The following is a 26302-nucleotide window of genomic DNA, read 5'->3' on the forward strand; positions in this document are numbered from 1 at the left end:
ATTTTAGTTTTTATAGGTTGGGCTATATTGATTTACACAAAAAGAGAGTTATTAGAACCTTGTTAAAAGTGTAACCTATGTGCCCAGTTTAAAATGTAACCCATGTGGCCGTTCCAACAGGGTGAGGTCGGATAGGTGCAACTATGATGAGAAATAATTATTTGACAAAATACCGAAATTAATCGGATCATAGATATATACGCAATGACGTCGGACCGCTTCGCCGGAAGGGGACACGGCGGGGTGCAGTTACTGTTAAAGGAGTTTTACGATGAAAAAGTTCTTGATTCTGCTTGTAGCCGTCGCGGCCTGCTCGTCCTGCGACCTGTTTAAACAGCCGATCCGGATGGACGAGGTCATCGACGACAAGATACAGATTGACGGCGCTGACAATCCAGCAAAGAAGTTCGTAATAAAGAAAGACCTGGCCAACAGAAGGATAAAGCTTTTTGACGTGACCGTCAAGGACGTCGTTGAATCGACCAACGTTGAATATGATTTCTGCGTCAAGGTCGACGTGCAGACCAAGAAAGGGCCGGTGGAATGCTACATATACTCGACCGATGTAAAGACCGTGTCCAGGCTCGTCAAGGGAAAGACAAAGATCGATGTGGCCGGCGTGTTCGGCAGGTTCTTTTCGCTGCTGGATGACTATTATACGAAAGTGGATATCATCCGGGCCTGTATCAAAATAAAGTAGGCTGTGAAGATGAACCACGGCGCAATTCCGGGATCGGCCCGGTACGAGCTACTCTCGAATTACATATGAAGAAAAAAATATTAATCGCGGGAATAAGCGTTGCCGCCGCCGTCCTCCTGGCGGGCGCGGGGTGGCTGGTTCTCCGCCATACCGGGAGGATATCCTACTCGGGCTCATTCACCGGCGCGGTGAAGTCGCAGGTCGCGCTGGAGCGCGACGCCGCTGGAATTCCCCTGATCAAGGCGAATACGATGGGGGACGCCTATTACGGGCTCGGCTATCTCCACTGCCAGGACCGCTACGCCATGATGGAGTATTTCAGGGCCATCGCCTCGGGCAGCGCGGCGCAGATCATTGGGAAGGACGGGCCGTCCATTGACCGCCTGTCCCGCGCCCTGGGGTTTGCCCGGAAGGGCCGCGACATGGCGCCGAGGCTCAGGGAACCCTACGCCGGCTACCTCAGGGACTATGTGCGCGGCGTGAACGCGGGCCGCGCAAGGCTCGATCAGAAGGACGCCGTGAAGAGACAGTGGACGCCGGAAGACGTCATCGCGGTCCTGCTCCTCAGGGAGTGGGCCAACGCCTTTCTCAACAACCGGGAGACCCGCTTCTACTTTTCCCGGGACGAAATCAGCGTCAACCTTAAAACCATCATTCCCGAGGAGCTGATCTTTTACTATTCGGAAAACGAGTCTGAATGCGCGGAAGTCATCCGCAGGCTTAAGAGGATCGTGAAGCGCCATATCGGGTCCTTCGATGTCGGGTTCGCCATGTACCTGCCGGAGCAGAAGATGAAAGACAAGTACGCGGTGACGGCCTTCAATTTCGACGACGAGCTTTCCCGCTATCCCGGATGGTATCCGGTCCATATACAGGCGGATGACCGCTACATCAAGGCGATCACCCATGCCGGGTTCCCCTTCCTCTTCGCGGGAAACAATCTCTACATGACATTCTTCGGCTTCAACGCCGCCGTCGACGTCCAGGACTTCATCGGGGAGACGGTCGCCAGGGCCGGGAAAACCTATCAGTACCTGGGCCCCGGCGGATGGAGCAATTTCAACATCATCAAGGACCGCGGATCGGCGATCAACGCCACAGAGAACGGCCCGGTCCTCAACGACATGATCCAGGGCGCGTCCTACGGGACCACGGTGGTGACGGTCAGGTCGTTTTTCTGTAACGAGGATTATATCGTCTCACTGTTCGAAGTGCCCCTGTCGAAGAGCATCGAAGAGGCTGAAGGCCGGATCAAGGGCGTCATTTCCTATCCCCGCGTGTATCTGTTCTCGACGGACGAAACGGCGGTCCGCGCCTGGTCGGGCATGGCGCCGAATCGGCCGAAGACCGATACCGTATTCAGGACCGGGGCGGACGCGGCATGGAACGGCATGACCGACCTTTCCGCCTTCCGTGAAAAGGCCGAGCAGGGTATCGCGGCGGGAAGCGCCTTTCTCGCGGAGGCGCCCGAACCGGTGCGGGACTTTGCCATCCGCCAGGACGGCCGGTATGAGCGTGCAAAGCAGATCATGGAACGGAAAAAGCGCTATACCTACCAGGACATCGGGAACGCCATCACCGACAAGTACTCCGTCACCGCCGGCCGTTTCCTTCCGGTCTTCCTTTCCATCCTGGGGGACAATCCGATGGCTTCGTCCCGGCTCACGCGGATCTATTTTCAGAACTGGAAGTGCCGGATGAAGACCGATTTCGTCGGCCCGTCGATCTTCCACATGCTGCTGCAGAAATTCATGTACGAGACCTACCGGGACGAGCTGAAGGACCGTATCAATGACGTGATGGAGCACTGGGACCTGATGGTGCCCCAATTCTACGACGCGGTCAAGGAAGGCAAATCGCCGTTCTTTGACGACGCCACCACCTATGCGGTCGAGTACCGCGAAACCGTTTTCGACCGCTCGTTCCTCGGAACCATGCGCTTCTTCAACAGGAAGGTGAGCCATGACATCAACGACTGGAGCTGGGGCAACGTGCACCGCGGTCATTTCACCATACCCGGTTCGGAAAAGCAGCACGGGGACATGCCGTTCCACGGGAGCTTCGACTCCCTCAACCTGGGCACCGTCGGGCTTGACCTGAAGCCGGCGACGGTCACGTCGTTGTCCGGCTTTTTCGGCATGGACGAGTCGTTCATGCTGATGAATTACGCCTATTCCACCGATCCCCGGTCACAGTATTTTTATGCAACGGCGGGCCCCCTCGGCATCGCCAAGTTCCACGAGGTTAAGGGACGATCGGTAATAACCATATCTCCAGAGAAAAAATAGGAATGTTCATATCCAAGGTATTACGGGGTTTCACCCTGGCCGCGCCGGTATGGGCCGCCCTCTGCGTCGCCTCCTGCGGCGGTCACGACGGATCCATCCCGGTGACGAAATGGAGCATCCTTTACAGCGGCGAGCCTGCCATCGAAAAGATCAGGGATGGCGGGGAATGGCGGCCTATCGCCATTCCATCGACCTTCAGGCTCCCCTACCGGAACGCCAGGGGGCTGCAGTACGCGTGGCTCAGGGGCGACTTTGACGTGGCGGGGGACCCGGCAGCCTATTACGGGATTTCCCTGGGCCGGGTCTACTACACGGACAGCGTGTATATCAATGAAAAACCGGTGGGCTCCCAGACGTCCCACGATATCAACATCATGTGCCGCAACCGCAGCTACGAGATACCACCGGGATCCCTTAAGAGCGGCCCCAATACGGTGCATGTGCGGATCGGCATATACGCCAACGAGTTTGGCGGCATCCCCTCCACGGTCGCCGTCCAGAAGGAAGAGCGCTTCAGCCGGGCGCGGATCCTGGGCGACATGCTTTATATTTATTTTCCCGTGGTAATCATTATAGGCGCTTTTTTCATGCTCATTCTCATGACCATTTTTTACCTGTGGAACAGGACAGAAAAGCAGTTTCTCTACAGTTCTTTCAGCATCATAATCTATATCATCTATCTGGCGTCGCTTTTTTATCCGTTCAAGAACGTCGATTTACTCTTTATCAAGTTCATGCATTCGGCATCGGTCCAGTTCTTTTCCATCGCCCTGATCCTGATCATCCAGTCGGTCTATGGGATCTATCTCACCAATTACAACAGGATCCTGGTGCCGGCGCTTCTCGGGGTCGCCCTGCTGAATGTTCTCTCCCTCCTGCTCATCTACCGGGTTGACATTCCCTTCACCCATTATACCGGAGATGTCTTGAGCATCCTCACGGTCTGCGTTAACTCGCCGATGGCGCTGCTCCTCGCCGTAAAGCTCAACAGGCTCAAGCCGGACAGGTTCAAGTATTATCTTTCCCTGGCCACCATCGTCGTCGGCAGCCTTGTGGTCATTTTCGAGGTCATTCTCTCGATCAAGGGAGGGCGCCTCACCTTTCTCCTGGCGACCTTCTGCTCGCCCTTTTTCTTTTTCCTCTTCGCGGCCTTTTTCGCCCGTGATCTTATGAAAAAGAACGCCGAGATCGGCCATCTCTACGACCGCCTCAAGGAGGACGAGCCAGTCATAAACGAAACGACCCAGGAGAAGCTCGACAAGGTGGTGCAGTTCATAAAGGAAAACTACACCTCCGACCTGTCCCGCGAAGGCCTTGCCGCCGCGGTGGGACTGAACCCCAATTACATGAGCACCCTCTTCAAGAAATACACGGGCTACAAGATCAATGACTATATCAACAAGCTCAGGATCGAGGAAGCTGCGAAGAAGCTCACGAAGCGCGACGAGAAGATCATCGAGATAGCCTTCGCCGTGGGATTCGAGAGCCTCACCACCTTCAACCGGGTCTTCAAGAGCGTCATCGGCAAGACCCCCACCGAATACCGCGACATGGCGTAATCCCCCCCAGCCCCCGAAGGGGGCGCAGTGGGAATGACTTGGTCTCTCATGCCCCCTCAGGGGGACAGGGGGGTATACCGGGGTTTAAGGGGCGAAGCCCCTTAAAAATAAACTAACCAAATCTACAGATTGAAAAATCGGCAATAACCAAATCGTTCATTGTGTGAAATTGATAAGAAACACCCCGTCGGATCGTGTATTTTCTTCACCATGCAACGAAAAATACAGTGTTGCGAAATCATTACAGGAAGGTGTTTCACCATGGTCACACAAAAAAACAAGCTTCATAATGGGTTCCTATTATGCTTCATTATCATCCTGGCGGCCGCGGCCACGTCATGCGGGTCCAACTACCTGTACCGCTCTCAGCACAGCCCCACCGTCTCGCCGGACGGCAAGATACTCATCTTTCAATCGAACCATGAAAACCCGGGCAAGTATGATTGCGTGGTAAGGTTCAAAACGGCCCTGGGATGGACGCCGCCGGTCCCTCTCCTCTTTGCCAATACCAAGATGAACACGGCGGGCCCCTTCATCACCTATGATCAGAATTATCTTCTTTTAACGTCTGACCAGAAGAGCGGTAAGGGCGACGTGGACCTCTGGATCGCGAAGAGAGGGAAATTATTGTGGGGCAAGGCGGAGAACCTGGGGGCCCCCGTCAACACAGCCGGGTACGAGGGGTTCGGGTCCATAACCCCGGACGGCAACACACTCTATTTTACGCGCGAATGCGGCGAAAAGAAAGGAAAAGACAAGTTCTGCATCTACAAATCGGCGAAGGCGAACGGCCACTGGACGGAACCGGTCCGCATGGCCGCGCCGGTCAATTCGGAATACTCCGATTTCGCGCCCATCATCATGGCGGACGGCGCAACGATGATCTTCGCCTCCAACAGGCCCGGCGGCTTCGGCGGGTACGACCTGTACAAGACCGAGATGATGAGCGGCGGCGCCTGGAGCGAGCCGGTGAACCTGGGCGGCGGGATCAACACCAGGCATGATGACCGGATCGTTTCCGTGCCGGCTTCGGGCGATGTCATCTACTATTCGCATCCCGAGGAAAAGGGCGGCAGGCTGGTGTACCGCGTCAAGACCGGGAAGCTCCCCGAGGAGATGAAGCACAAATCGGTCATCACCATCGCCGGGGTCGTGTCCGACAGAAACAACCCGGAGAAAACCGTGGACGCCGAGATCCGCGTGACCGACCTGCAGACCCGCGCCGTCCAGGTCGTCTCCAGCAACCACGAGGACGGCAAGTACTTCGTCGTGCTCAACAAGAAAAAGACCTATGACGTATCGGTGAACGGGAAGGGATACCTCTTCTATTCCACGCGGTTCGACCTGGGCGACGTCACGAAGTACGACGCCATCATCCGCGACATTGAGCTGACGCCGATAGAGAAGGGGTCGTCCATGGTGCTTAACAACCTCTACTTCAAGCTGAACAGCGACAACGTCTTCGATTTCGAGAAGTCCCGGTTCGAGCTGGGCCGCCTGGTGACGCTCATGCAGACGAACCCGGCCATGAAGATCGAGATCGGCGGCCATACGGATTCGTCCGGCACCGAGGTGCATAACAGGTCCCTCTCGGAAAAGAGGGCCCAGGCCGTGTGCGGCTACCTGGTGGACCACGGCATCAGCAAGAGAAGGCTTGTCGTGAGGGGATATGGATTCTCGAAGCCCCTGAGCTCCATGAGCACCGATAAAAACAGGAGGGTGGAGATCACGGTCCTGTCGATCAACTAAGTGCCTTCAGATGACATATATCATAATATCACTGCCGCAACAAGGCACCCAACTCTTGCCCGGCGGCGGGAAGCCCCCTTTCCCGCTGCCGGGTTTTTTTACCTTCATCCATTGCCCTGATCGCCTATTCGTACAGCTTCAGTAATGTTGAAGGGTTCCCGGGTGCTGTCCGACCGATGAAGTCAAGGTAGGTGTCGCACCGGTTCGTAATCATCCCGTCGATGCCGAAGAACGTGAAAAGGACAAAATGCCACTCCTTGTCTATCGTATAGATGAAGAAAAATTTATTTGCGCGGTGGGCCGCGCCGACGTTCCACGGCCAGGCGAGGTAGCCGCTGGGACCGATCTCCGCGTCCAGGGCCCGGGCCGCGTCAAGGAGCGCGGCGAAGCTCCCTTTTTTCTTCTGGTCGTCCTCGTCAACAAGAAGGTTCCGCATAATGGCGGGGGCGATTTCTTTCAGAACGGCGAGGGACTTCTCGTCGAAGCTCTGGAGGATGACCCGGTTCCTGCCGAGGCCTACGGTGACGCGGTCCCCGCCGTCCCCCGGCGCGGGGAGGATTACCTCCCTGTTCACTCCGTCAATCCATCGGCCGGCGCGGAGCTCCGCCAGGATCTCCCGTTCTATGGAAGGATAATACTCAGGCTTTTTCAGCTCAATGAGAAGGCCCGGCCTGTTGCGCCCGGACGAGAGCAGGGCGAGGTATTCCCTGAAGGTCGGGATGGCAAGTTTCGCAAAGCCCTTCCTGGCCCGGTCCGGGCGCTCCTTGTTGAACCATGACCCGGCGTCGAGGCGCCGGAGCTCAGGCCAGGTGAAGGAGCCAATGGGGGCCTTCTCCCGTCCGGGGAAGACCTCCGCCACGTTGGTCGTTCGGGAGAGATCGTCGTCATGGAAGACAATGAGGACACCGTCCCTGGTGCGCTGCACATCCGTTTCCACGTAGTCCGCGCCGAGGTCCCGCGCCAGTGCGAAGGACGCAATGGTGTTCTCCGGCGCGTAATGGGACGCGCCGCGGTGAGCGATGGCCAGGGGGCGCTGCAGCCCCTTTTTCGCGGCAATGGCGCCGCCCGCCCAGGGCGGGCTCATGACGATGGAGGCGATAACTATCAGGGCCGGGATGGCCAGCAGCGGCGTAGCAGCAATCAGGACTTTTCGGGATGTTTTCATCTGTATCCACCTCGGGAGGTTTGGCGATCTGATGCGTTGGGAAAGTTTATAATGAGATTGGCAACCTCTGTCAAGAGAATAATAAACAAGGCGTTATACTGTCATTTAGCAGTTTCCTGAAAAAATCCAAGGAGGGAGTTTTTCAGGAAACTGATAGACATTTCCGGAAAAGCGCCAGGTCAATTATGTTCGGGAGCGGGGCCTGCTCTTTAACCTGACCCGGGGACGCGGATTCCGCGGCAGTCCCGGGAAGATGGGTCATAATACTTCTCTGTGAATAACATAATATCGTCCATATCCTTTCCAAACCGGCTGGTCTGACATTTTTTCCTTGAAAAAAGTATATGCTTTTCTAAGGTTGATCCATTCGTTTTATATCAATAAAACCATCGGAGCCTATTGCGACATAATATCGGGCTTTTTCAAAACAGTATAATTAGCATTCATCAGAAATGATAAACGGTCAGGAAATAAGTCTAATAAAAAACCCAGGGGTGTGAGATGTACTTCAATAAAGAGATCGAAACAATGCCATTGCCGAAGATGAGGGAGCTGCAGCTGGAGCGGCTCAAGTGGTCCATCGGCCATGCCTACAACAACAACGCATTTTACCGGAAAAAGTACGACGACGCCGGGTTCCACCCGGACCAGTTCAAGAGCCTTGACGACATGAAGCGCGTCCCCTTCCTCACCAAGCAGGACATGCGCGGCAACTATCCCTTCGGGCTCTTTGCCGTTCCCCTCGACAAGGTCGTGCGGGTCCATTCCTCCTCCGGCACCACCGGGAACGCCACGGTCGTGGGCTACACCAGGAAGGACGTGGGGGTCTTCGCCGAGGTGGTGGCGCGGTGCCTGGCGGCCTACGGCGTGACCGAGAAGGACGTGCTGCAGGTTGCCTACGGCTACGGCCTCTTCACCGGTGGCCTCGGCCTCCACTACGGCGGCGAGCTCCTGGGCTGCCTCACGGTGCCCATATCGGGCGGAAACACCGACCGGCAGCTTATGCTCATCAAGGACTTCGGCACCACCGTGCTGGCCTGCACGCCGTCGTACCTCCTGAACATTGCGGATTACATCGAGAAGAAGCGTCCCGATTACGACATGCGCAAGACCAAGCTCAAAATGGGCGTCCTCGGCGCGGAGCCCTGGTCGGAGAACATGCGCAAGGAGATCGAGTCGCGTCTCGGTATCCAGGCTTTCGACATCTATGGACTCTCGGAAGTCATCGGCCCGGGCGTCTCCTGCGAGTGCCAGGAAAAATCCGGCCTCCACGTGCACGAGGACCACTTCTATGTCGAGATCATCAATCCCGAGACCGGCGAGATCCTTCCCGAGGGCGAGAAGGGCGAGATCGTGTACACGACCATCACCAAGGAGGCCTTCCCCGGCATACGGTACCGCTCCCGCGACATCACCAGGCTCTACCGCGAGCCGTGCAAGTGCGGCCGCACCCTGGTGAAGATGGAGAAGGTGACGGGCAGGTCCGACGACATGCTCATCATCCGCGGCGTTAACGTGTTCCCGTCGCAGATCGAGAACGTGCTCATGGAAGTGGAGGGCACCGAGCCGCACTACCAGATCATCCTTGACAGGAAGGCCGCCCTTGACGACGTTGAGGTGATGGTGGAAGTGAACGAGAAGCTCTTCTCCGACGAGGTGAAGGTCCTCGACAATCTGAAGAAAAAGATAAGCGACCGGTTCCGGAGCGTCCTCGGCATCTCGGCGAAGATCACCCTGGTGGAGCCGATGACCATAGCCCGGAGCGAGGGCAAGGCCGTGCGGGTCGTGGACAAGAGGAAGATATAATTACTCGAACTCCCCTCCCTTGATGGGAGGGGCCGGGGGAGGGTGGATGTCTGATATCACCCCCACCCTATCCCTCCCCCATCAAGGGGGAGGGGATCAGTTAGATACGATAATGGAGGAATACAATGAACGTAACGCAATTATCAGTTTTCATGGAAAATAAACCGGGTCACCTGCAGAACGTGCTGAAGACGCTCTCCGACCAGAACATCAATATCATAACCCTGACGATCGCCGAGACCTCGGATTTCGGCATTTTGCGGATGATCGTCAACGACGCGGACAAGGCGAAGAAGGTCCTTCACGACGCGAAGTTCACCTGCTCGACCACCGAGGTCCTCGCCATCGAGATCGACGACACGCCGGGCTCGCTCTTCAAGGCCATTGACACCTTCGCGAAGAACAAACTCAACATCGAATACATGTACGCCTTCACCGAAAAGCGGGGCGACAAGGCGGTCATGATCTTTCGCTTCGACGACATCGAGGCGGCCAAGAAGGCCATGGCGCAGGAAGGATACCAGATCGTTAAGAAGATAGATATCATTGGAAGTTAACTTGTAGAGTATTCCCCTCCCTTGATGGGAGGCCAACGCATTCGGCACATCCTGTGCCTGCGTTGGCATCAACCCCATCCTGGGAACGCGGTATAGGGGAGGGTGAAATATCATGTCACCCCCACCCAGTCCTCCCCCATCAAGGGGGAGGGTAAGAAGCATCAATCAGGGAGAGTATCATGGAGAAGAAGGTCTTACTGGGCAACGAGGCCATCGCGCGCGGAGCGTACGAGGCAGGGTGCCATGTTGCCACGGCATATCCCGGAACGCCGAGCACCGAAATCCTGGAAACCATAGCGCGGGACTACCGCGATATCAAGGCGCAATGGTCGCCCAACGAGAAGGTGGCCCTAGAGGTCGCCGCGGGCGCCTCGGTGGCCGGCGGGCGGGCCCTCGCGGCCATGAAGCACGTGGGACTCAACGTGGCGGCCGACCCGCTCTTCACCTTTTCCTACACCGGCGTGAACGGCGGCTTCGTCATCATCAACGCCGACGACCCCATGGCCTGGAGCTCCCAGAACGAGCAGGACAACCGACACATGGCCCGGGCCGCCAAGGTCCTCATGATCGAGCCGTCGAGCCCCCAGGAGTGCAAGGATTTCACCAAGCTCGCCTTCGAGATCTCCGAGAAATTCGACCGGCCGGTGATCGTGCGGATCACGACCCGCATCGCCCATTCCCAGGGGATCGTCGAGATCCTTCCGAAAGACAATGTCCCGGTGAAGCCCTTCGTGCGCAATTTCCAGAAGTTCGTCATGCTTCCCGTGCACGCCCGGCCTCGCCACGTCTTCATCGAGGAGCAGCACAAGAAGCTGAAGGAATATTCCAACATGAGCAGCCTCAACCGGATCGAGTGGGGCGGAAAGAAGCGCGGCATCATAACCGACGGCGTCGCCTACCAGTACGTGAAGGAAGTCTGCCCGGACGACTCGGTGCTGAAGATCGGCATGGTCTGGCCCATGCCGGACGACATCATCAGGGAGTTCGCCGCCGGTGTGGAGAAGCTTTACGTGGTGGAGGAGCTTGATCCCTTCATTGAAGATTACGTGAAGGCCCTCGGCATTCCCTGCACGGGCAAGGAGATCATCCCGATCTGCTTCGAGCTCACCCCGGAGATCGTCGACCAGGCCCTGAACGGCAAGGCCCACCCGGGAAAATATCCCAAATACGACACCAGCCCGATACCGCCCCGGCCGCCGGCGCTCTGCAAGGGGTGCCCCCACGGCTTCGTGTTCACGGTCCTGGGCAAGCTTGACCTGAACGTGAACGGCGACATCGGCTGCTATACCCTGGCGGCGCTCCCGCCCTACTCGGCGATGCACACCCAGGGCTGCATGGGCGCGGGCATCGGCATGCACCTGGGCATGGAGAAGGCCCACGGCCCGGAGATGGCGCGCAAGAGCGTCGCCGTCATCGGCGATTCCACCTTCATCCACTCGGGCATCACGCCGCTCATCGACCTGGTCTACAACAAGGGGACCGGTACGGTCATCATCCTGGACAACCGGGGCACGGCCATGACCGGTCACCAGGAGCATCCCGCCACGGGGAAGACCCTCATGGGCGAGGAGACCCACTCCCTTGACCTGGAGATGCTGGTGAAGGCCTGCGGCGTGAAGCGGGTCGTGGTGACTGACCCGAAGAACATGGACGAGTTTGAGAGGATCGTGCGGGAGGAGGTTGCCGCTCCGGAGCCGTCGGTCATCATATCGCTGAGAAAATGTATCTTGATGAAGTGAGGAACAGGGAATGAAGAACGTTATATTCGCCGGAGTCGGCGGCCAGGGCGTTATCCTGGCGAGCAAGATTCTCATGGAAGTGGCCATGAATGCCGGCTACGATGTCAAGGAATCGGAGGTCCACGGCATGGCCCAGCGGGGCGGCAGCGTCGACTGCAACGTCCGCTACGGTGAGAAGGTATTCTCCCCGCTGATCCCGAAGGAGGAAGCCGATTTCATCGTGAGCCTCGAAACGCTCGAGGTCATGAGGAAGCTGGAATACCTCGCGCCCCAGGGGAAGCTCATCGTGAACCGCGAGAAAGTGGACCCCGCGCCGGTGCAGACCGGGGCGATGAAATATCCGACCGACCTGGAGGAATGGGTCGGGAAGAACGTGAAGAACTCTATTTTTGTTGACACCGAGCCCATACTGAAAGAAGTTGGCACCCGCAAGGCGCTGAACATAGTGATGCTGGGTATCCTTTCGCGGGATCTCGAGTTCACCCAGCCGCAATGGGAGGCGGCCATCAAGTCCCTGGTCAAGGAGAAGTTCCTTGAGATGAACCTGAAGGCCTTCACGATGGGCAGGGAATACAAGTGACCGGCGGCGCGGTTATTTCGCCGCGCAATCCAGTCGCCAGATGAGGTTTCGTTTCATGAACAGACTTATTTATTTCGCGCCCCTCGCATCGTTTCCCCTGATGGCGCTGGCCCAGCAGAGCTCCGATGAATCCATGAAAACGGACAACCCCTATATTTCGACGCTGCTGATCCTCATCGTCACCCTGGCGATCGCCGTGGCCTTCGTGGCCTACTTCCGCCTCAAAAGGCGGGGAAGGGTGATCACCGCCGCCGTCTTCAGCGTCCTCGACTGGCTCATAACGGCGCCCATCTGTATTTCCGCCGGCGTGAACACCTACATGACCCTCGTCCTGGCCAGCGCTTCCGCCCTGCTCCTCGGCTTCATCGTGGTCCGGTACGGCGAGAACCTGGCCTCCGTCCTCCGCCGCGGCGACGCCCGGCGCGTCGACGCCGACGAAGAGTGACAGGACCGGAGAGCGTTCATGGTCGAACGGCAGCAAACAGCGCTCAAGACGTCCCGGGAAAAAGAGTACAACGCGATAAAGCTGCGCCTCTCCATCGCCGATATCATCCTTAATGTGATCATCATCGGCATCCTGGCCTTCAGCGGCATATCGCCCCTCATCGTCGGGACCGTGGCCGGATATGTCGCGAACGACTACCTGGCCTTTCTCATCTTCATCACCGTGGTGGGGATCATCTACTCGGTCCTCGATTTTCCCTTCGATTTTTACGGCGGCTACGTGGTGGAGCACCGCTTCGATCTTTCCAACCAGACGGTGCCGGCGTGGTTCCTGGAAAAGATCAAGGGCGCGGCCGTGGGGATCGTGGTGGGGGTTCCGGTGGCGATGGTGTTCTACCTCTTCCTGAAAATGACCGGCTGGCTCTGGTGGCTCTGGTTCAGCACCTTCATGTTCTTCATCTCCGTGTTCCTGGCGCGAATAGCGCCGGTGGCGATCTTTCCCCTCTTTTACAAGTTCAAGGAGCTCGAATCGGAAGAGATCCGCGCGCGCATCGCCGGGCTCCTGGACGGGAAGGGGATCTCCATCAGGGGGATCTATTCCTTCAACCTGAGCAAGGACACGAAGAAGGCCAACGCGGGCTTCACCGGCATCGGCAGGAGCAAGCGCATCATCCTGAGCGACACCCTGATCGAGCGCTTCACTCCGGACGAGATCGCCGTGATCTTCGCCCACGAGATGGGCCACTATAAAAAGCGCCACATCGTCAGGTCCATCGTCCTCGGGGCGGCCAGCATCTTCCTCTCGTTCTTTCTCTGCGGTGAGCTCTACCGGATCACCCTGGGACACCTCGGCTATACCGCCGTACACGATATCGCCGCGATACCGATACTCTTCTTCTACCTGACCCTCTTCAGCCTGGTGACCATGCCGCTGTCCAACGCCCTCTCCCGGCGTTACGAGCGCGAGGCCGACCGCTACGCCCTTGACGCGACCCACGACAGGGAGTCCTTCATCTCCTCCATGGACAAGCTCGCGGACCTGAACCTGGCCGACCGGGACCCGAACCCGGTGACGGAGTTCATGTTCTACAGCCACCCTTCTATCAAGAAGCGGATCGCCCTGGCGCGGAGCCACGTGCTGTAGGATGTCTCTCGCAGAGCCGCTGAGATGCAGAGTGCTTTTATATTTAATAAAAGCGCATGCACTATCGAAAATAATTGGAATATCATAGGGCTTTTTATTACTGGTGAATCTTTATTTAAAAATCGAATCATCCGTATTGAGAATAATGGATAAATTGCATTTCTCTGCGTCTCCGCGCCCCTGCAAGATTAACCTTCTTTTATGCCACAGCCGATATCGGTTATTGATTGACTGATTGCGGGCCAAATTGTAGAAATGACAGGTGTCATGTTTCTGAAATTATAATTAATCCAGGGTACATGTATGAACTACGAAACCATCACCTTTGAAAAACCGGAAACCGGGATCGGCCTGCTGACCCTGAACCGGCCGGCATCGTATAACGCGCTGAACGAGGCCATGATCCTCGAGCTTGAGGATTTCTGGCGCGAGCGCCTCTATGACAGCAGCACCAGGGTCATCATACTCAGCGGCGGCGGCGCCAAGGGCTTCTGCGCCGGCCTCGACATGAAGTACGTGGGAGAGATGGCGCCGCAGTGGGACATGGAGAAGTTCTACATCTTCCAGGCGCGGTTCGCGCGGCTTAACCTGGCTATGCGCCGCTGCCCGCAGCCGATCATCTGCTGCGTCCACGGCGCGGCCGCGGGCCAGGGCTTCAGCTTCACCCTCTCCTCGGACATCAGGGTCGTGACCCCGGATTCCAAGTACTGCGCGGCCTACATCAACATCGGCCTCGGCGGGGCCGACATGTCCTGCAGCTATTTCCTTCCCCGCCTGATCGGCGCGGGACGCGCCTACGAGATCATGTACACCGGCGAGTACTATCCCGCGGAGGAGATGTACCGCCTCGGCCTGATAAGCAGGATCGTTGAGAAGGACAAGCTCATGGAGACCGCCATGGGATTCGCCACCACGATGATGAAGAAGAACCAGCTGGCCCTCCGTTTCACCAAGGAGGCCATCAACATGAACATCGACGCGCCGGGGCTTGAGCACGCCCTCCAGATGGAGGACCGGAACCAGACCCTGCTGGGAATGGGAATCTTCATGAAGAAGGGGTGATATCCTTCCCCTGTATTGACTTGCTTGAAAACTGCAGTATAATGAAGGCGCCGGACCTTAGTAGTCCGGCGCCTGTTGTCTGATCATGCAGACCGCGCCTATGCCAGCAGCCGCTTCAGTATCGAGTACACGTCGTTGTCATCCATGATCCTGGGGACCGGATAGGGAATGCATTCCAGGTGGATTGACCTGGCTATAGCCGGGAAATCCTCTTCCCTGAGCTCCGGGATGGTTTCGCCGATTCCGTATTTTTTATTCAGTCCCCGAATGGCCCCGATAAAGGCCGCCGCCTTCTGCGCATCGTCCATGCCGGGCTTGGTTACGTTGATGATATCGGCAAGCCGTGCCAGGCGACGGGCCGCGGTTTTTCCGTAGTACTCGAAGACAAGGGGGAGCACCGCGCCGATGACCCTTCCGTGTGGCAGGTGGTAGAGGGCGCCGATCTTGTGCGCGAAAGTATGGACATAGCCGGTCAGAGCCCTGTTGAGCACCAGGCCGCCGTAATAGGACGCGAGGAGCATCCGGCTCCGTGCCTCGATGTCCTTGCCGTTTTTATAGACGGCGTCGATATTTTCAAATATCAGTGTAACGGCCTTTTCGGAATACGAGTTCGTATAGGCGCAGCGGGCACCGCCCACATATCCTTCGGTGCTGTGTGAAAGGGCGTCCATGGCCGTGATGGCGGTGAAGAACGGCGGCAGTCCCGTGGTGAGCTCCGGGTCAAGGACGATATAGTGGGGGTGGATGAGGAAGTCATTGACCGTGTACTTGGCGCTCCTTTTCGGGTCGGATATAACGGCCGCGGCGGTGGTTTCGGCCCCGGTGCCGGCCGTGGTCGGCACGGCGAATATGCGGGGAGGCTTTTTCGGTATGGGGAGCATTACCTTCATGTATCCTCCCAGCCTGTCGGTGGTGAGGTTCGGCTTGGCGACCCTGGCGGCGACGGTCTTGGCGGTGTCCATGGCGGATCCGCCGCCGAAGCCGATTATGGAGTCGCAGCCGTTCTTTTTGTATATGGCGTAGGCTTCCTCGACATTGTCAATGGTGGGGTCCGGCTGGACACCATCGTATACGGCGTAGGCCATGGCGATGGCGTCGAACTCGGCGAAAAGGCTCTTCAGGAGATTCAGCTTTATCAGCATGGCATCGGTGACCACCAGGGGCTTGCGAAAGCCCTTGGACTTTATCAGGGCGGGCAGCTTTTTTATGCTTCCCGGTCCCTGCAGCACCTCGCTTATCTGCAGGGGAACAAGGTAAAACGAGTTGGCCAGGATGGTTTTGAAGATCCTGAGCATCGGCTTTCTGAACGGCATCATGATGGATACGCTCCTTAGAAATTCATTGAATGATATATGGTAACTGGTGGTTACCATATTAGGCATGGCTTGGCCTGTCAATGAAAATAGGCGTTGGTCTGGAATCAATTCGCGTTAATAGAGAATTTTTGATTTTCCTTTGTAGGGGTCCGGCGGGAATCAAATCAATTATTGTTAAGAAGCGGGTCCCGGGGCCGGCCCCATATCCCTATCATTCCGCCGGTCTCGGCCCGTATTCGTTATCAACCTTTGCCGTTACTGGCCACCTTGATCCCGACCATGCAGATGTCGTCGTTGAAGGTCTCTCCCCCGGTGAAGCTCACGAGTTCGTGGTATATATGCCGGACGAAATCGTCGGTATCGAGGCTGACGATCCCCGGAAGGACATCATGCATGAACACGTCCTGGAAGGATTTGCCCCGGGCATTTGTCGCTTCGGTGAGGCCGTCGGTATAGAGCAGGATCCTGTCCCCGCGATTAAGAGTGACGGCTTTTTCCTCGAAGGTGAGATCCTTGTACACGCCTATGAAAGCCCCCCGGCTGTGCAGCTCCTCGATGCGTCCGTTCCTCAGGAGCAGGGGGAGTGTGTGGCCGCCGCGGGAATAGGTGAATGTCATGCCCGCCGTGTCGACTATGCCGTACAGGGTGGTAAGAAAATTTCCCGCCATGAGGCCGTTCGACCGGGAATTGATGTAGTTCAGCAGGGTCCCGGGGCTCTCCCGGGTATTGTCCGCCGTGTCGATAAGTGTCTTGATCATTCCGGTGATGAGGGACGCCGTTACCCCGTGGCCGGAAACGTCGCTGATGAATATGCCGGTGGCGTCTTTCCGGAAGGGAATGAAATCGAAAAAGTCACCCCCCACCATCTCTATCGGCCGGTAAAGAGTGTATATCGACGCTCCCTCGGTGACGGGTGGGACAGATGGGATGAGCTGGTTCTGCATGCTCCGGGCGCTGGCGAGATCGTGCAGGAGCCGAAGGTTCAGCTTCGTCAGGCCGTTCATGTGGAGATAATCCCTCAGCCTGAACCGGTATATCATCGTGGAAAGTATAAAACCGATCACGCTGATGATGACGACGTTGGTGATTTTCATGATAATAAGGTCGATATCGCGCAGCACGCTCAGCAGCCCGATGATCATGAGGGCCGACATGGACAGGTACAGGACAATCCGGCCGGCTTTACCCAGGTACAGCGCCACGGCGATGATGATGCAGATAACGGCGTAGAAAACCAGGTCGCCGTGGTAGTGGTGAGTTATGGTGCAGAGGTGCACGTAGATGAGGGTGATGGCCATGATCGCCGCGTACTGCGCGATCCTCATGTACGCGCGGTTCGCTCCGAGTCGGTTGATTGTCAGGTACGCGGCGATGAACGCCAGCGACAGGGCGATATGGGCCTTGTGAAACAGCTCGAGCCCGGAGAAATAAAGCTCCCGTTCGACATAGACCTGCCGGTGCCTGAAAACGATATATATGATCATGAGAATAACGGCGGATATGACGGTGCTGAAGAGGCTGTAAATGAAGATGCGCCTGCAATTGATATCGGTGTTCTCCCGGCCGAATTCGGCCATCTCGCTCCCGCTGAGCGGCACGGGCCTTTCGCCGGTGAGATTTTTCAATTTATTAATAATGAACAGGTCCTTCATCGGCTTGATGTTACAGTGAGGGGGCTTTTTTTTCAATGATTATTTATCCGCCCGCCCGGTCAGGTCTCCGGTGCCCGGATAAAATAGTCTTGCATTTCCCCTTGCATCCGGGTAGACTGCGGGCGAACCTAACCGGGGGTACGGCCATGGATAATTCAGGCGGTTTCACATGGTGGAAGCACGGCGTCGTCTACCAGATCTATCCGCGGAGCTTTTACGACGGCAGCGGCGACGGCGTGGGGGACCTGCCCGGCATCATCGAAAAGCTGGACTACCTGGCATGGCTCGGCGTGGACGCCCTCTGGCTCTCGCCGGTCAATACCTCTCCAATGTTCGACTTCGGGTACGACATCTCGGACTACCGCGGCATTGACCCGGTCTTCGGCACCCTCGGCGACTGCGACCGCCTCATCGCGGAGGCCCACCGCCGCAACATCAGGATCGTCATGGACCTGGTCATCAACCACACCTCGCACCTGCACCCCTGGTTCGTCGAGGCCCGGTCCTCACGGGACAATCCGAAGCGGCACTGGTATATCTGGCATGATGGAAAGAAGGGGAAGCCGCCCAACAACTGGATGGCCATCTTCGGGGGCAGGGCCTGGGAGTGGGACAACGCCACGGAACAGTTTTATTACCATTCATTCCTTAAGGAACAGCCTGACCTCAACTGGAGAAACCCGGACCTCAGGAAGGCCGTCTTCGATGACGTGCGCTTCTGGCTTGATCGGGGCGTGGACGGGTTCCGCCTGGACGCGGTGAGCTGGTACGTGAAGGACGACCTCTTCAGGAGCAATCCCTTCGGCTGGGGGCCCAACGCCCCGCGGCCTTACGATCTGCAGACCCATGTGTATGACCAGAACCGGCCCGAGCTTCACGACGTGCTGGGAGAATTCCGGAAGGTCCTCGATGAATATACCGACAGGATGAGCGTCGGTGAAACCTATATAGCCTCCCCGGAAAGCGTGAAGACGGCCGCGTCATATCTCGGCAGCGGCACGGACGAGCTCCACCTGACCTTTGATTTTTCCCTCCTCTTTTCGAGATACGGGGCCCGGCACTTTCGCCAGTGCCTTGCTCAGTGGTATGCCTTCATGCCCGAGGGCGGATGGCCGACCCTGGTCATGAACAACCACGACCAGCCGAGGAGCATCACCCGGTGGTGCCGGGGCAGGGACGGTGATAAAAAGGCCAGGGTCCTGGCGGCCCTTCTGCTCACCGCGTGGGGCACTCCCTTCCTCTACTATGGCGAAGAGATCGGCATGAAGAACGGCCGGGTCACCCGGCGGCAGATCAAGGACCCGGTGGGGATCAAGTACTGGCCATTCAACAAGGGCCGGGACCCGGAGCGCACGCCGATGCAGTGGTCCGCAGGGGCCAATGCCGGGTTCTCCGCGGCAGAGCCGTGGCTCCCGGTGGCCGATAACTATCGTGAGGTGAACGTGTCTGCCCAGGAGAAGGACCCGGCATCGCTCCTTAGCTGGTACCGCGGCCTGATGCGGATCCGGAAGGAGCGGCCGGCGTTGCACGGCGGCGCCCTGCGCTTTATCGGCGACGACCCGGACGTGCTCTCCTATGCCAGGGAGCATGAAAAGGAAAGGATATGTGTAGCGCTTAATTTCTCCGGTACGGGCAAGAATGTTGCAATGGAAGGATCCTCATGGCGCGTTCTCTGCGGAACTGACCGGAATATATCATCGGAGCTTCAGGGGAACAGGTTAGAGATGAAGCCCTACGAGGTCCTGGTGCTGGAGGAAATCCCCAGCCAGGGGAAGTGACTTCGCTTCTGGATTGGCCCTCATTGTCCCGGCGGCAATTTATTTGGGATCTTTCAGGGAAACTCCCACCCTCCTGAGCCTTCCGAAAAGGGTCCGGGCAGTGACCACGCAGACCGGGGAGATGTCGAAACCGGCGTGGCGCAGGGCCCTGGCGATCCAGGTGTTGCAGGTGTTGAAGAGGCAGTAGGTATGGGGCGACTTGAAAAAAATGATTTCCCCGTTATCATGCTCGGAGGCCTCTATCAGTCCATTGTCCCTGTCTTTTTTAAGGGATCCATTAATGAACGAGCAAAGCCTCGCGAATTCATCCCGCGTCATTGAGATTTTCATGGTCCGGTCGCTCCAGGCGATTACGCCGCCCATGTCCAGGTTGAAGCCCTCTACCCTGAGGACGCTCTTTGACGGCAGGAAGATCGCCCGGGCACCCTTGGCCAGGGTGAATTCCGGGTCCTGGTAGAACACCTCTTCGCCCCACCCGATGTCGACGTATCTGAAGCGGCTGAAGCGCGGCGCGAATTCAAGGCAGGAGCGCGCCTCCCTGTCCAGCTCGATGACGAAGCCGGTGTGATAGTAGCTCTGGATGACATAGACTGTCCGGCCGCGGAGGTCATCTTCGGCCCTGGCTGCCGGTTTGGCCTTCTGGCCGCTCACGCACTGGGCGCACAACAATAAGGCCAGGCACAGCCTGAACCGGACAGCCGATGGGCCGCTTCGTGCCGAATAATGCCCCCGTGTAAAAACCATCATAACGCCTCGAGGATATCATAAGGCATCAATGGGGAAATATCAAATATTTTTATAGCCAGTCCCGGAACCCTTATATCGTTGACAAAACATTTTCACCATGCTATATCATTATCATCCTGATCGGAGGTGTCCCATGGAAGAGAAAGCCCGGTTCGTCGGAAAAGAGCTCTACGCAGTAGTGCTCCTCGCCATCATGAACCTGTTCCTGTTCGCTGACCAGAACCTGATGGCGCCCAACCTCACCCAGATCGCCCGCGACCTGGGGCTGAACGACGTGCAGAGGGACGTCATGCTGGGCGGCGACATCTCCGCGGTCTTCTGGATACTGGGCAGCGTGATCACGCTGGGGATCGGCTATCTCACCGACCTGGTCTCGCGGAAGAAGCTCTTCCTCATCGTCATCATAATCGGCGAGATCCCCTGCCTCATGACCGGCTTCGTGCAGAATTACGACCAGCTCTTCTGGATGCGGGCCCTCACCGGCATCGGCATCGGCGGTGCGCTTCCGCTGACCTACTCCATGATCGGGGACTACTTCTCCCACGGCAACCGCGCCGCCGCCACGGCATGGATCGGCCTTGCCGAGGGCCTGGGCATTGCCGCGGGTCAGCTCCTGGCGGGTTTCATGGGGCCGGTCATGGGATGGCGGCTTCCCTTCATCATCGTGGCCCTGCCGAACTTCGCCCTCTGCCTGCTCTTCCTCCTCACGGTGAAGGAGCCGGCGCGGGGAGTCACCGAGGAGAGCCTGAAGGAGCTCATTGAAAAAGGCCTGGCCTATACCGGGAAAATAAACTGGAAGGGATACCGGGACCTTTTCAAGATCAAGAGCAATATCATGGTCTTCGTCCAGGGCATCCCGGGAACCGTGCCCTGGGGTGTCTTTTTCATCTTCCTCAATGATTTTTATTCCCAGGACAAGGGCTACTCCGTGGAGGTGGCGACCCTCATCGTCATGGCGGTCGGCGCGGCCGCGATCCTCGGCGGGTTCCTCGGCGGCCTGGCCGGGAACAGGCTCTACAATATCAAGCCGAAGTACCTGCCCCTCCTCTGCGGCACCAGCACCCTCCTCGGGATCATCCCGATGGCCCTGCTTCTGAACTACCCGTCGCAGGTCGGGGTCGCGGATCCGAGCGCCCTGGGTCCCCTCATCCTGGGGTTCATCACCGGCTTCATGGTCTCCATTACGGGCCCCAATGTGCGGGCCATGCTCCTGAACGTCAACTCCCCGGAGACGCGGGGCTCCATTTTCTCGCTCTTCAACCTGACCGACAACCTGGGCAAGGGGGTCGGGCCGGTCGTCATCAGCCTCCTGATCGTTCACTTCGGCAGGCTCTGGGCCTTCAACATCGCCAATCTCTTCTGGCTCGTTTGCGGCGCGGGTCTCCTGGTGATGATGATGACATTCCCGAAGGACGAGGCGGCCCTGATCAAGCTGATGGGGGAGCGCGCCAGGGAGATGAAGAAGTAGGCACGCCTGCGCTTGTCTCGTCTCCGCTCGACAACCAGGCGCGGTCCAGGGGCGAAAAAATGGCCCGCTGAATAATTTAATTTTTGACAGGACAGAGCCGGTAACCAAGATGAGCTATCTTTACGCTATCATATTTTGTCGAGGATAATTCATGGGTACTACTTTGATTCGATTCTGGATGATCTGTCTGCTTTCGGCTCTGACGCTCCTTCAGTGCGCCACGGGAAGCCCCCGCTCCGGCCAGGGGGGCGTGCTCCGCGGCCTCTACATCCCGAACCGTCACGCCAACAGCCCGGCGTACATGCGCTCGGTCATCGAGCGGGGCAGGCCCCTGGGCATCAACATGGTGGTCATGGATGTCCATCCCTTCGGCGCGCACCGGTCCCGGATCAGCTTGGAAGTCCTCGATTATCTCAAGGCGGAGAAGATCTATGTAGCCGGCCGGATCGTCTGCTTCCAGGACGGCCTGAAGTCGCTGCCGGTCTCCGATGAGTACATGAACCGCCTTTACGGCGTCATCGAGGAGACGGCCCGCGCGGGGTTCCAGGAGGTCCAGCTCGATTATATCAGGTTCCCCGACGGCGCTCCCTATTACGCCCTGTCGGCCAAGTACGGCTTCATTGACGGCCTCCTCAGGAAGGCGCGGGCCATGGCGGATTCCCGGGGCGTCAAGCTCTCCGCGGACCTCTTCGGCCGCGTCGTGTACAACCGCGACGACATCATAGGCCAGAAGGTGGAGAATTTCGCGAAGCACGTGGAGGTCATCTACCCGATGCTCTACCCGAGCCACTTCACCGGCGACAATTACCGGATGGCGAACCCGGGAGAGACCATCAAGGACGGGACAAACCGGGGCATCGTAAGGGTCAAGGGTACCGGAGTGCGGATCCAGCCCTTCATCCAGGCCTTTCCCTACAACATCCAGTGGGCCCATGTCTCCCTTGACAAGTACGTGGAGCTGCAGATCGTCGCCGCCGAATCTACGGAGGCCCGCGGCTGGGTCGCGTGGAACGCCAAGGGTGAGTACGACTGCGTGTTCAGGGCGCTGGAGAGCCTGAAGAACGGCACCGGCAGGAGCGTGGCCTCGGCGCGGTGAGGGGATCAGGCCAGGTACTTCTTTATCATCGCCGCGGTGACGCCCCTGTTTTTGCAGATATCCGCGAACAGCTGCCCGCTTTTCCTGATGGTGCGCTTTTGGCTTTTGTAATCAACAGCGACCAGGCCGAAGCGCGGCCCCAGTCCCTCGGCCCACTCGAAGTTGTCCATGAAGCTCCAGTAATAGTAGCGCTGCACGTCGACGCCGGCCTCGACGAGGCGGCTCACCTGGAGGAGGTGGTCGTAGATGTACCTCGGCCGGAAGCTGTCCTTCGCGTCGGGAGTGCCGTTTTCGGTGATGTAGATCGGCAGCTTGAACCGCCGATAGTACTTCTCGCAGAAGCGGTACAGCCCCTCAGGGTAGATCTCCCACCCGAGATCGTTCACCGGCGCTCCCTCTCTCGTGCTGATATCGCCGAACATCTGCCCGACGTTTTTAATGTTGAAGCTGACCATCTCGCGTGAATAGTAATTGATGCCGAAGAAGTCCTGGTAATTCCCCTTTCCCTCCGGGTACCCGGCGCCGAGGGGGAGGATATATTTTCCCTCCGACATGCCGGTGATGAATATCTCGTGGAAGAGGCGGTCCTGTAAAAAAGCCGCCAGGCGCTCGCCGGCGCTCCCGGTTTTCGGGTCGAAGATGCGCAGGTGGTGCGCCGCCCCGACCTTCGTATCGCGGTAGCCCAGCGCCGCGCGCGCTTCATGGATCTTCCGGTACGCCGCGATGTGGGCCCGAATCATGACGCGCGCCCCCCTGAGGAACCTGCCGATGTTCGTTTCGCCCGGAGGCCAGGTCCCTGAGACATAGCCGAAGGTGAGATACACGTTCGGCTCGTTGATGGTGACCCAGTCGCTCACCAGGTCGCCCAGGTGGCGCACCGCGGCCTCGGTGTAGCGGACGAAGCGCTCAATGGCGCTCTCGCTTATCCATCCGCCGGAGTCCTCCATCCAGAGGGGGTTGGAAAAATGGTGGAGCGTCACCAGGGGCTCGATGCCCGCCTTTTTGAGCCGGCGTATCTCGTCCCGGTAATGGTCCAGCGCCTTTGTGTCGAAGTTTCCCTCCGAGGGCTCGATGCGGCTCCACTCCAGGCTCAGCCGGTAGACCGAGACGTTCAGCTTCTTCATTATGGCCACGTCCTCCGGAATCCTGTTCCAGTGGTCGTCAGCCACGCTGCAGTCGGTGCCGTCGGCGATATGGCCGGGCTGCCGAGACCAGCGGTACCAGGTGTTGTTGGTGTCGCCCCCCTCGATCTGCAGGGACGCGGTGGCTGTTCCGAGGAGAAAAGTATCAGGCAGTTTGAATGGCGTCATGGTCCCCCCTCCGGTGATTATCGTAAAACATTGGATATGCCCGAACGGGAACTTCCACAGGTGATTTTTCGAGGCTCCCTTATAATTCCATCTTTATGACGTAGAACTTGTCCCTGATCTTCTGCGAATGGACAGGGTTCCCGTTCAGCAAAAACTGTCCGGCGTTGGGAGTGCGGATGTACACGGTGTTGCCGTTCCTCACCTGGTCGTGCTGGGTCACGGTTACGGTATCGCCCTTCTGGACGCAGGAAACGATCTCGCTTCCGGGAAAAAGATGGGCCGTGGTGCCCGACACGGTGAAGAAGTCCTCCTTAACGGCGAGGAAGCAGCGCGATTCATGGGCCTTGAGGAGTATCTCGGTGCCGCCCGGTATGAAGCGCTCCTCTTCGGGGAGGCCGCCGCTGAAGAAGAGCCCCTCGTCGAGGACCGCCTTCGCCTTGCGGCCGGAGAGGTTGGCATAGGCGACGTAGTCGTTCTCCCCGATGGAGAAGGTCGCCTTCAGCGTTTCGCCGGCCCATGACTGTGTCACATGTTCTTTTTTACGGAAAGGGAAGATGGAACGGTACTGGTCCATGATGTCGGGCGGATAGGCGCCGACGCTGTCGGAGGTGAACAGGACCCCGCCGAAGACATTGTTCAGCAAAAAGAGGGTCGCGCGCTCTTCCCGCGTCAGGGTGTTGTCTTCGTCCCGGAGGATGGCCACGTCAGGGTCGTTGACGAAGACACGGCCGTCCAGGTGGCTCCTTCCGATGGTGCTGGTTATGGAATTCCGGGTCGATACGCGCTCGCGGTAGTGTATCGCCGCGAGGAGACGGTCTTCCCACTTCGGCGCGACGTCGCTCCCGATGCGGCAGTAATCGACGAGGCCGAAGGCGGATCCCAGGGGAACGCCGCAGCCGAGGATAATCCGGTCTCCGGCGCAGCGGCGCAGGAACTTCATGGCGTCGGCCATGATGGCGCCGCGGGGCTTCCCGTTCCGGGGGACCATGGCGGCGGCGTAGAGGAAATCGAGCTTCACCATGTCAAAGCCCCACTGGTTGAAGACGGTGTCGAAGACTTCCTTGATGTGATACATGAACTCGTCGTTGTAGACGTCGAGGGCGTAGAAGGTGCCGCTCCAGTTGGGGTTCCATCCCGCCGCGACTGGCTCGCCGTTTTCTTTTAGCACCCAGTCGCCGTGGCTCTTCATGATCTCCGAATTCTCTTCGCAGATGAATGGCGCCAGCCACAGCCCCGCCCGGTAGCCCTTTGACTTGATGTCGCCGGCGATCTTCTTCATGCCCCCGGGGAAGGAGGGCTTGATGGCGAGCCAGTCCCCCACCGCGGCCTGGTAGCCGTCGTCGATCTGGAATATGTCGATGGGTATCCTGTTTTGGGACAGGGCGTCCAGGTTCTCGCCGATGATGCCTTCCGAGATGTTCGTGTAGTGCTTGTACCAGCTGGTCCAGCCGGTGACCGGCTCCTTCGTCTCAAGGCCGGGGCAGAGCGTTTCGAAATAGGTCCGCAGGGTTTCCTGCTCGGGCCCCTGCAGCAGGAGGACGTCCATGACGACGCGGGGCTCCGACAGGGCGAGGCCCTGGACGTCCTTCGCGATGAGGATGCGGTTTTTTTTCGTCTCGCAGGCGCAGATGGTGTAGCCGTTATCCTCGTTGAGTGACCCGAGCAGCGTCAGGTCGCCCGTTTTCTGCCTGATGTAGAGGTACACGTAGCTGTGAAGGTGCCCGGTGGCGCCGGTATAGGGATAGAAGTGGTAGTCGCCGAACCGATCGACCTTGAAGCGCTTTGCCGATAGCGGGAGCTTCTTGATCTTATCGGTCCAGGTGAACTCACGGCTTTCGGTCCATGACTGGAAGCCGTTGCAGAATATCCGGTCGTCCCTGGTAAAGCGGTAATTCGTCTCGAAGTATACTTCCTTGATCTCCACCGGGCCCTGGGGGAGCAGGGTGAGGGTCGCGCGCCATCCCAGGTCGATGGGGGACAATTCGGATTGGAGGTCCATCCCCGTGGCTCGCGCCTCGGACCCGGGCCTGAAGGCAAGGGTGTATTCCCTCTTTCCGTACTGGTAACGAACGATTCCCTTCTGGATATTCATATGGATTCCCTGATAGTGTATAATATACTACAATATCCCGCAGCCTGTCA

At 58.1% G+C, this 26302-nt stretch carries 20 protein-coding genes; 14 read left to right on the forward strand and 6 right to left on the reverse strand.

The genetic code is table 11. The annotated features are described in order from the left end of the window. Positions 1-271: 271 nt before the first annotated feature. From KA369_21800 to KA369_21815, 4 genes are all read left to right on the forward strand, one after another. Positions 272-700, forward strand: a complete 429-nt coding sequence (locus tag KA369_21800) for a hypothetical protein (protein ID MBP7738624.1) — start codon at positions 272-274, stop codon at positions 698-700. A gap of 65 nt (positions 701-765) precedes the next feature. Beyond that, on the forward strand, positions 766-2988 hold the full coding sequence (locus KA369_21805) for a penicillin acylase family protein (protein ID MBP7738625.1): 2223 nt from the start codon (positions 766-768) through the stop codon (positions 2986-2988). Between the two features lie 2 nt (positions 2989-2990). Continuing rightward, entirely contained in the window at positions 2991-4547 is a 1557-nt protein-coding gene (locus KA369_21810) for a helix-turn-helix transcriptional regulator (GenBank protein MBP7738626.1), read from the forward strand. A gap of 261 nt (positions 4548-4808) precedes the next feature. Then, entirely contained in the window at positions 4809-6296 is a 1488-nt protein-coding gene (locus KA369_21815) for an OmpA family protein (GenBank protein MBP7738627.1), read from the forward strand. Positions 6297-6420: 124 nt separating this feature from the next. On the opposite strand, the gene KA369_21820 is transcribed toward KA369_21815, so the two are convergent. Then, positions 6421-7461, reverse strand: coding sequence for a glycerophosphodiester phosphodiesterase (locus KA369_21820; GenBank protein MBP7738628.1), 1041 nt, complete (start codon positions 7459-7461; stop codon positions 6421-6423). 501 nt (positions 7462-7962) lie between these two features. Here KA369_21820 and KA369_21825 point away from each other — a divergent pair. The 7 genes from KA369_21825 to KA369_21855 all read left to right on the forward strand — a co-directional run bounded on the left by KA369_21825 (position 7963) and on the right by KA369_21855 (position 14793). Next, complete coding sequence (locus tag KA369_21825) at positions 7963-9267, forward strand: phenylacetate--CoA ligase (protein MBP7738629.1); 1305 nt, start codon at positions 7963-7965, stop codon at positions 9265-9267. A 125-nt stretch (positions 9268-9392) separates the two neighbouring features. After that, positions 9393-9824: an ACT domain-containing protein gene (locus KA369_21830; GenBank protein MBP7738630.1), complete on the forward strand. Its 432-nt coding sequence runs from the start codon at positions 9393-9395 to the stop codon at positions 9822-9824. Between the two features lie 179 nt (positions 9825-10003). After that, positions 10004-11563: an indolepyruvate ferredoxin oxidoreductase subunit alpha gene (locus KA369_21835; GenBank protein ID MBP7738631.1), complete on the forward strand. Its 1560-nt coding sequence runs from the start codon at positions 10004-10006 to the stop codon at positions 11561-11563. Positions 11564-11573: 10 nt separating this feature from the next. Then, a complete protein-coding gene (locus KA369_21840) occupies positions 11574-12143 on the forward strand; it encodes an indolepyruvate oxidoreductase subunit beta (protein MBP7738632.1) in 570 nt (189 codons plus the stop codon). A 55-nt stretch (positions 12144-12198) separates the two neighbouring features. Continuing rightward, positions 12199-12588, forward strand: coding sequence for a hypothetical protein (locus tag KA369_21845; GenBank protein ID MBP7738633.1), 390 nt, complete (start codon positions 12199-12201; stop codon positions 12586-12588). 18 nt (positions 12589-12606) lie between these two features. Next, on the forward strand, positions 12607-13731 hold the full coding sequence (locus tag KA369_21850; GenBank protein ID MBP7738634.1) for a M48 family metallopeptidase: 1125 nt from the start codon (positions 12607-12609) through the stop codon (positions 13729-13731). A 303-nt stretch (positions 13732-14034) separates the two neighbouring features. Next, positions 14035-14793 (forward strand): enoyl-CoA hydratase/isomerase family protein, encoded by a 759-nt coding sequence (locus tag KA369_21855; GenBank protein ID MBP7738635.1) that lies wholly within the window; start codon positions 14035-14037, stop codon positions 14791-14793. 98 nt (positions 14794-14891) lie between these two features. Here the strand turns inward: KA369_21855 and KA369_21860 are convergent, their stop codons facing one another. After that, positions 14892-16088, reverse strand: coding sequence for an iron-containing alcohol dehydrogenase (locus tag KA369_21860; protein MBP7738636.1), 1197 nt, complete (start codon positions 16086-16088; stop codon positions 14892-14894). 263 nt (positions 16089-16351) lie between these two features. Then, positions 16352-17797, reverse strand: a complete 1446-nt coding sequence (locus tag KA369_21865; protein ID MBP7738637.1) for a serine/threonine-protein phosphatase — start codon at positions 17795-17797, stop codon at positions 16352-16354. Between the two features lie 110 nt (positions 17798-17907). Here KA369_21865 and KA369_21870 point away from each other — a divergent pair, with 110 nt between their 5' ends. Beyond that, positions 17908-19539 carry an alpha-glucosidase gene (locus KA369_21870; protein ID MBP7738638.1) on the forward strand — a complete coding sequence of 544 codons (1632 nt, stop codon included), beginning with the start codon at positions 17908-17910 and terminating at the stop codon, positions 19537-19539. Between the two features lie 39 nt (positions 19540-19578). Here the strand turns inward: KA369_21870 and KA369_21875 are convergent, their stop codons facing one another. Continuing rightward, positions 19579-20286 (reverse strand): DUF2459 domain-containing protein, encoded by a 708-nt coding sequence (locus KA369_21875; GenBank protein MBP7738639.1) that lies wholly within the window; start codon positions 20284-20286, stop codon positions 19579-19581. Positions 20287-20419: 133 nt separating this feature from the next. Here KA369_21875 and KA369_21880 point away from each other — a divergent pair, with 133 nt between their 5' ends. Both KA369_21880 and KA369_21885 read left to right on the forward strand, forming a co-directional pair. Then, positions 20420-21754 carry an MFS transporter gene (locus KA369_21880; GenBank protein MBP7738640.1) on the forward strand — a complete coding sequence of 445 codons (1335 nt, stop codon included), beginning with the start codon at positions 20420-20422 and terminating at the stop codon, positions 21752-21754. A gap of 151 nt (positions 21755-21905) precedes the next feature. Further along, positions 21906-22850, forward strand: coding sequence for a hypothetical protein (locus KA369_21885; GenBank protein MBP7738641.1), 945 nt, complete (start codon positions 21906-21908; stop codon positions 22848-22850). A 5-nt stretch (positions 22851-22855) separates the two neighbouring features. Here KA369_21885 and KA369_21890 read toward each other — a convergent pair whose 3' ends face one another. Both KA369_21890 and KA369_21895 read right to left on the reverse strand, forming a co-directional pair. Continuing rightward, positions 22856-24160: a glycoside hydrolase family 1 protein gene (locus KA369_21890; protein MBP7738642.1), complete on the reverse strand. Its 1305-nt coding sequence runs from the start codon at positions 24158-24160 to the stop codon at positions 22856-22858. Between the two features lie 79 nt (positions 24161-24239). Beyond that, the gene (locus KA369_21895) at positions 24240-26252 is read right to left on the reverse strand and encodes an alpha-galactosidase (GenBank protein ID MBP7738643.1); all 2013 of its coding nucleotides are present in this window, start codon (positions 26250-26252) and stop codon (positions 24240-24242) included. Positions 26253-26302 lie beyond the last annotated feature (50 nt).

The sequence above is a fragment of the Spirochaetota bacterium genome (genome assembly GCA_017999915.1).
In the GTDB taxonomy this organism is placed as follows: Bacteria; Spirochaetota; UBA4802; order UBA4802; family UBA5550; genus RBG-16-49-21.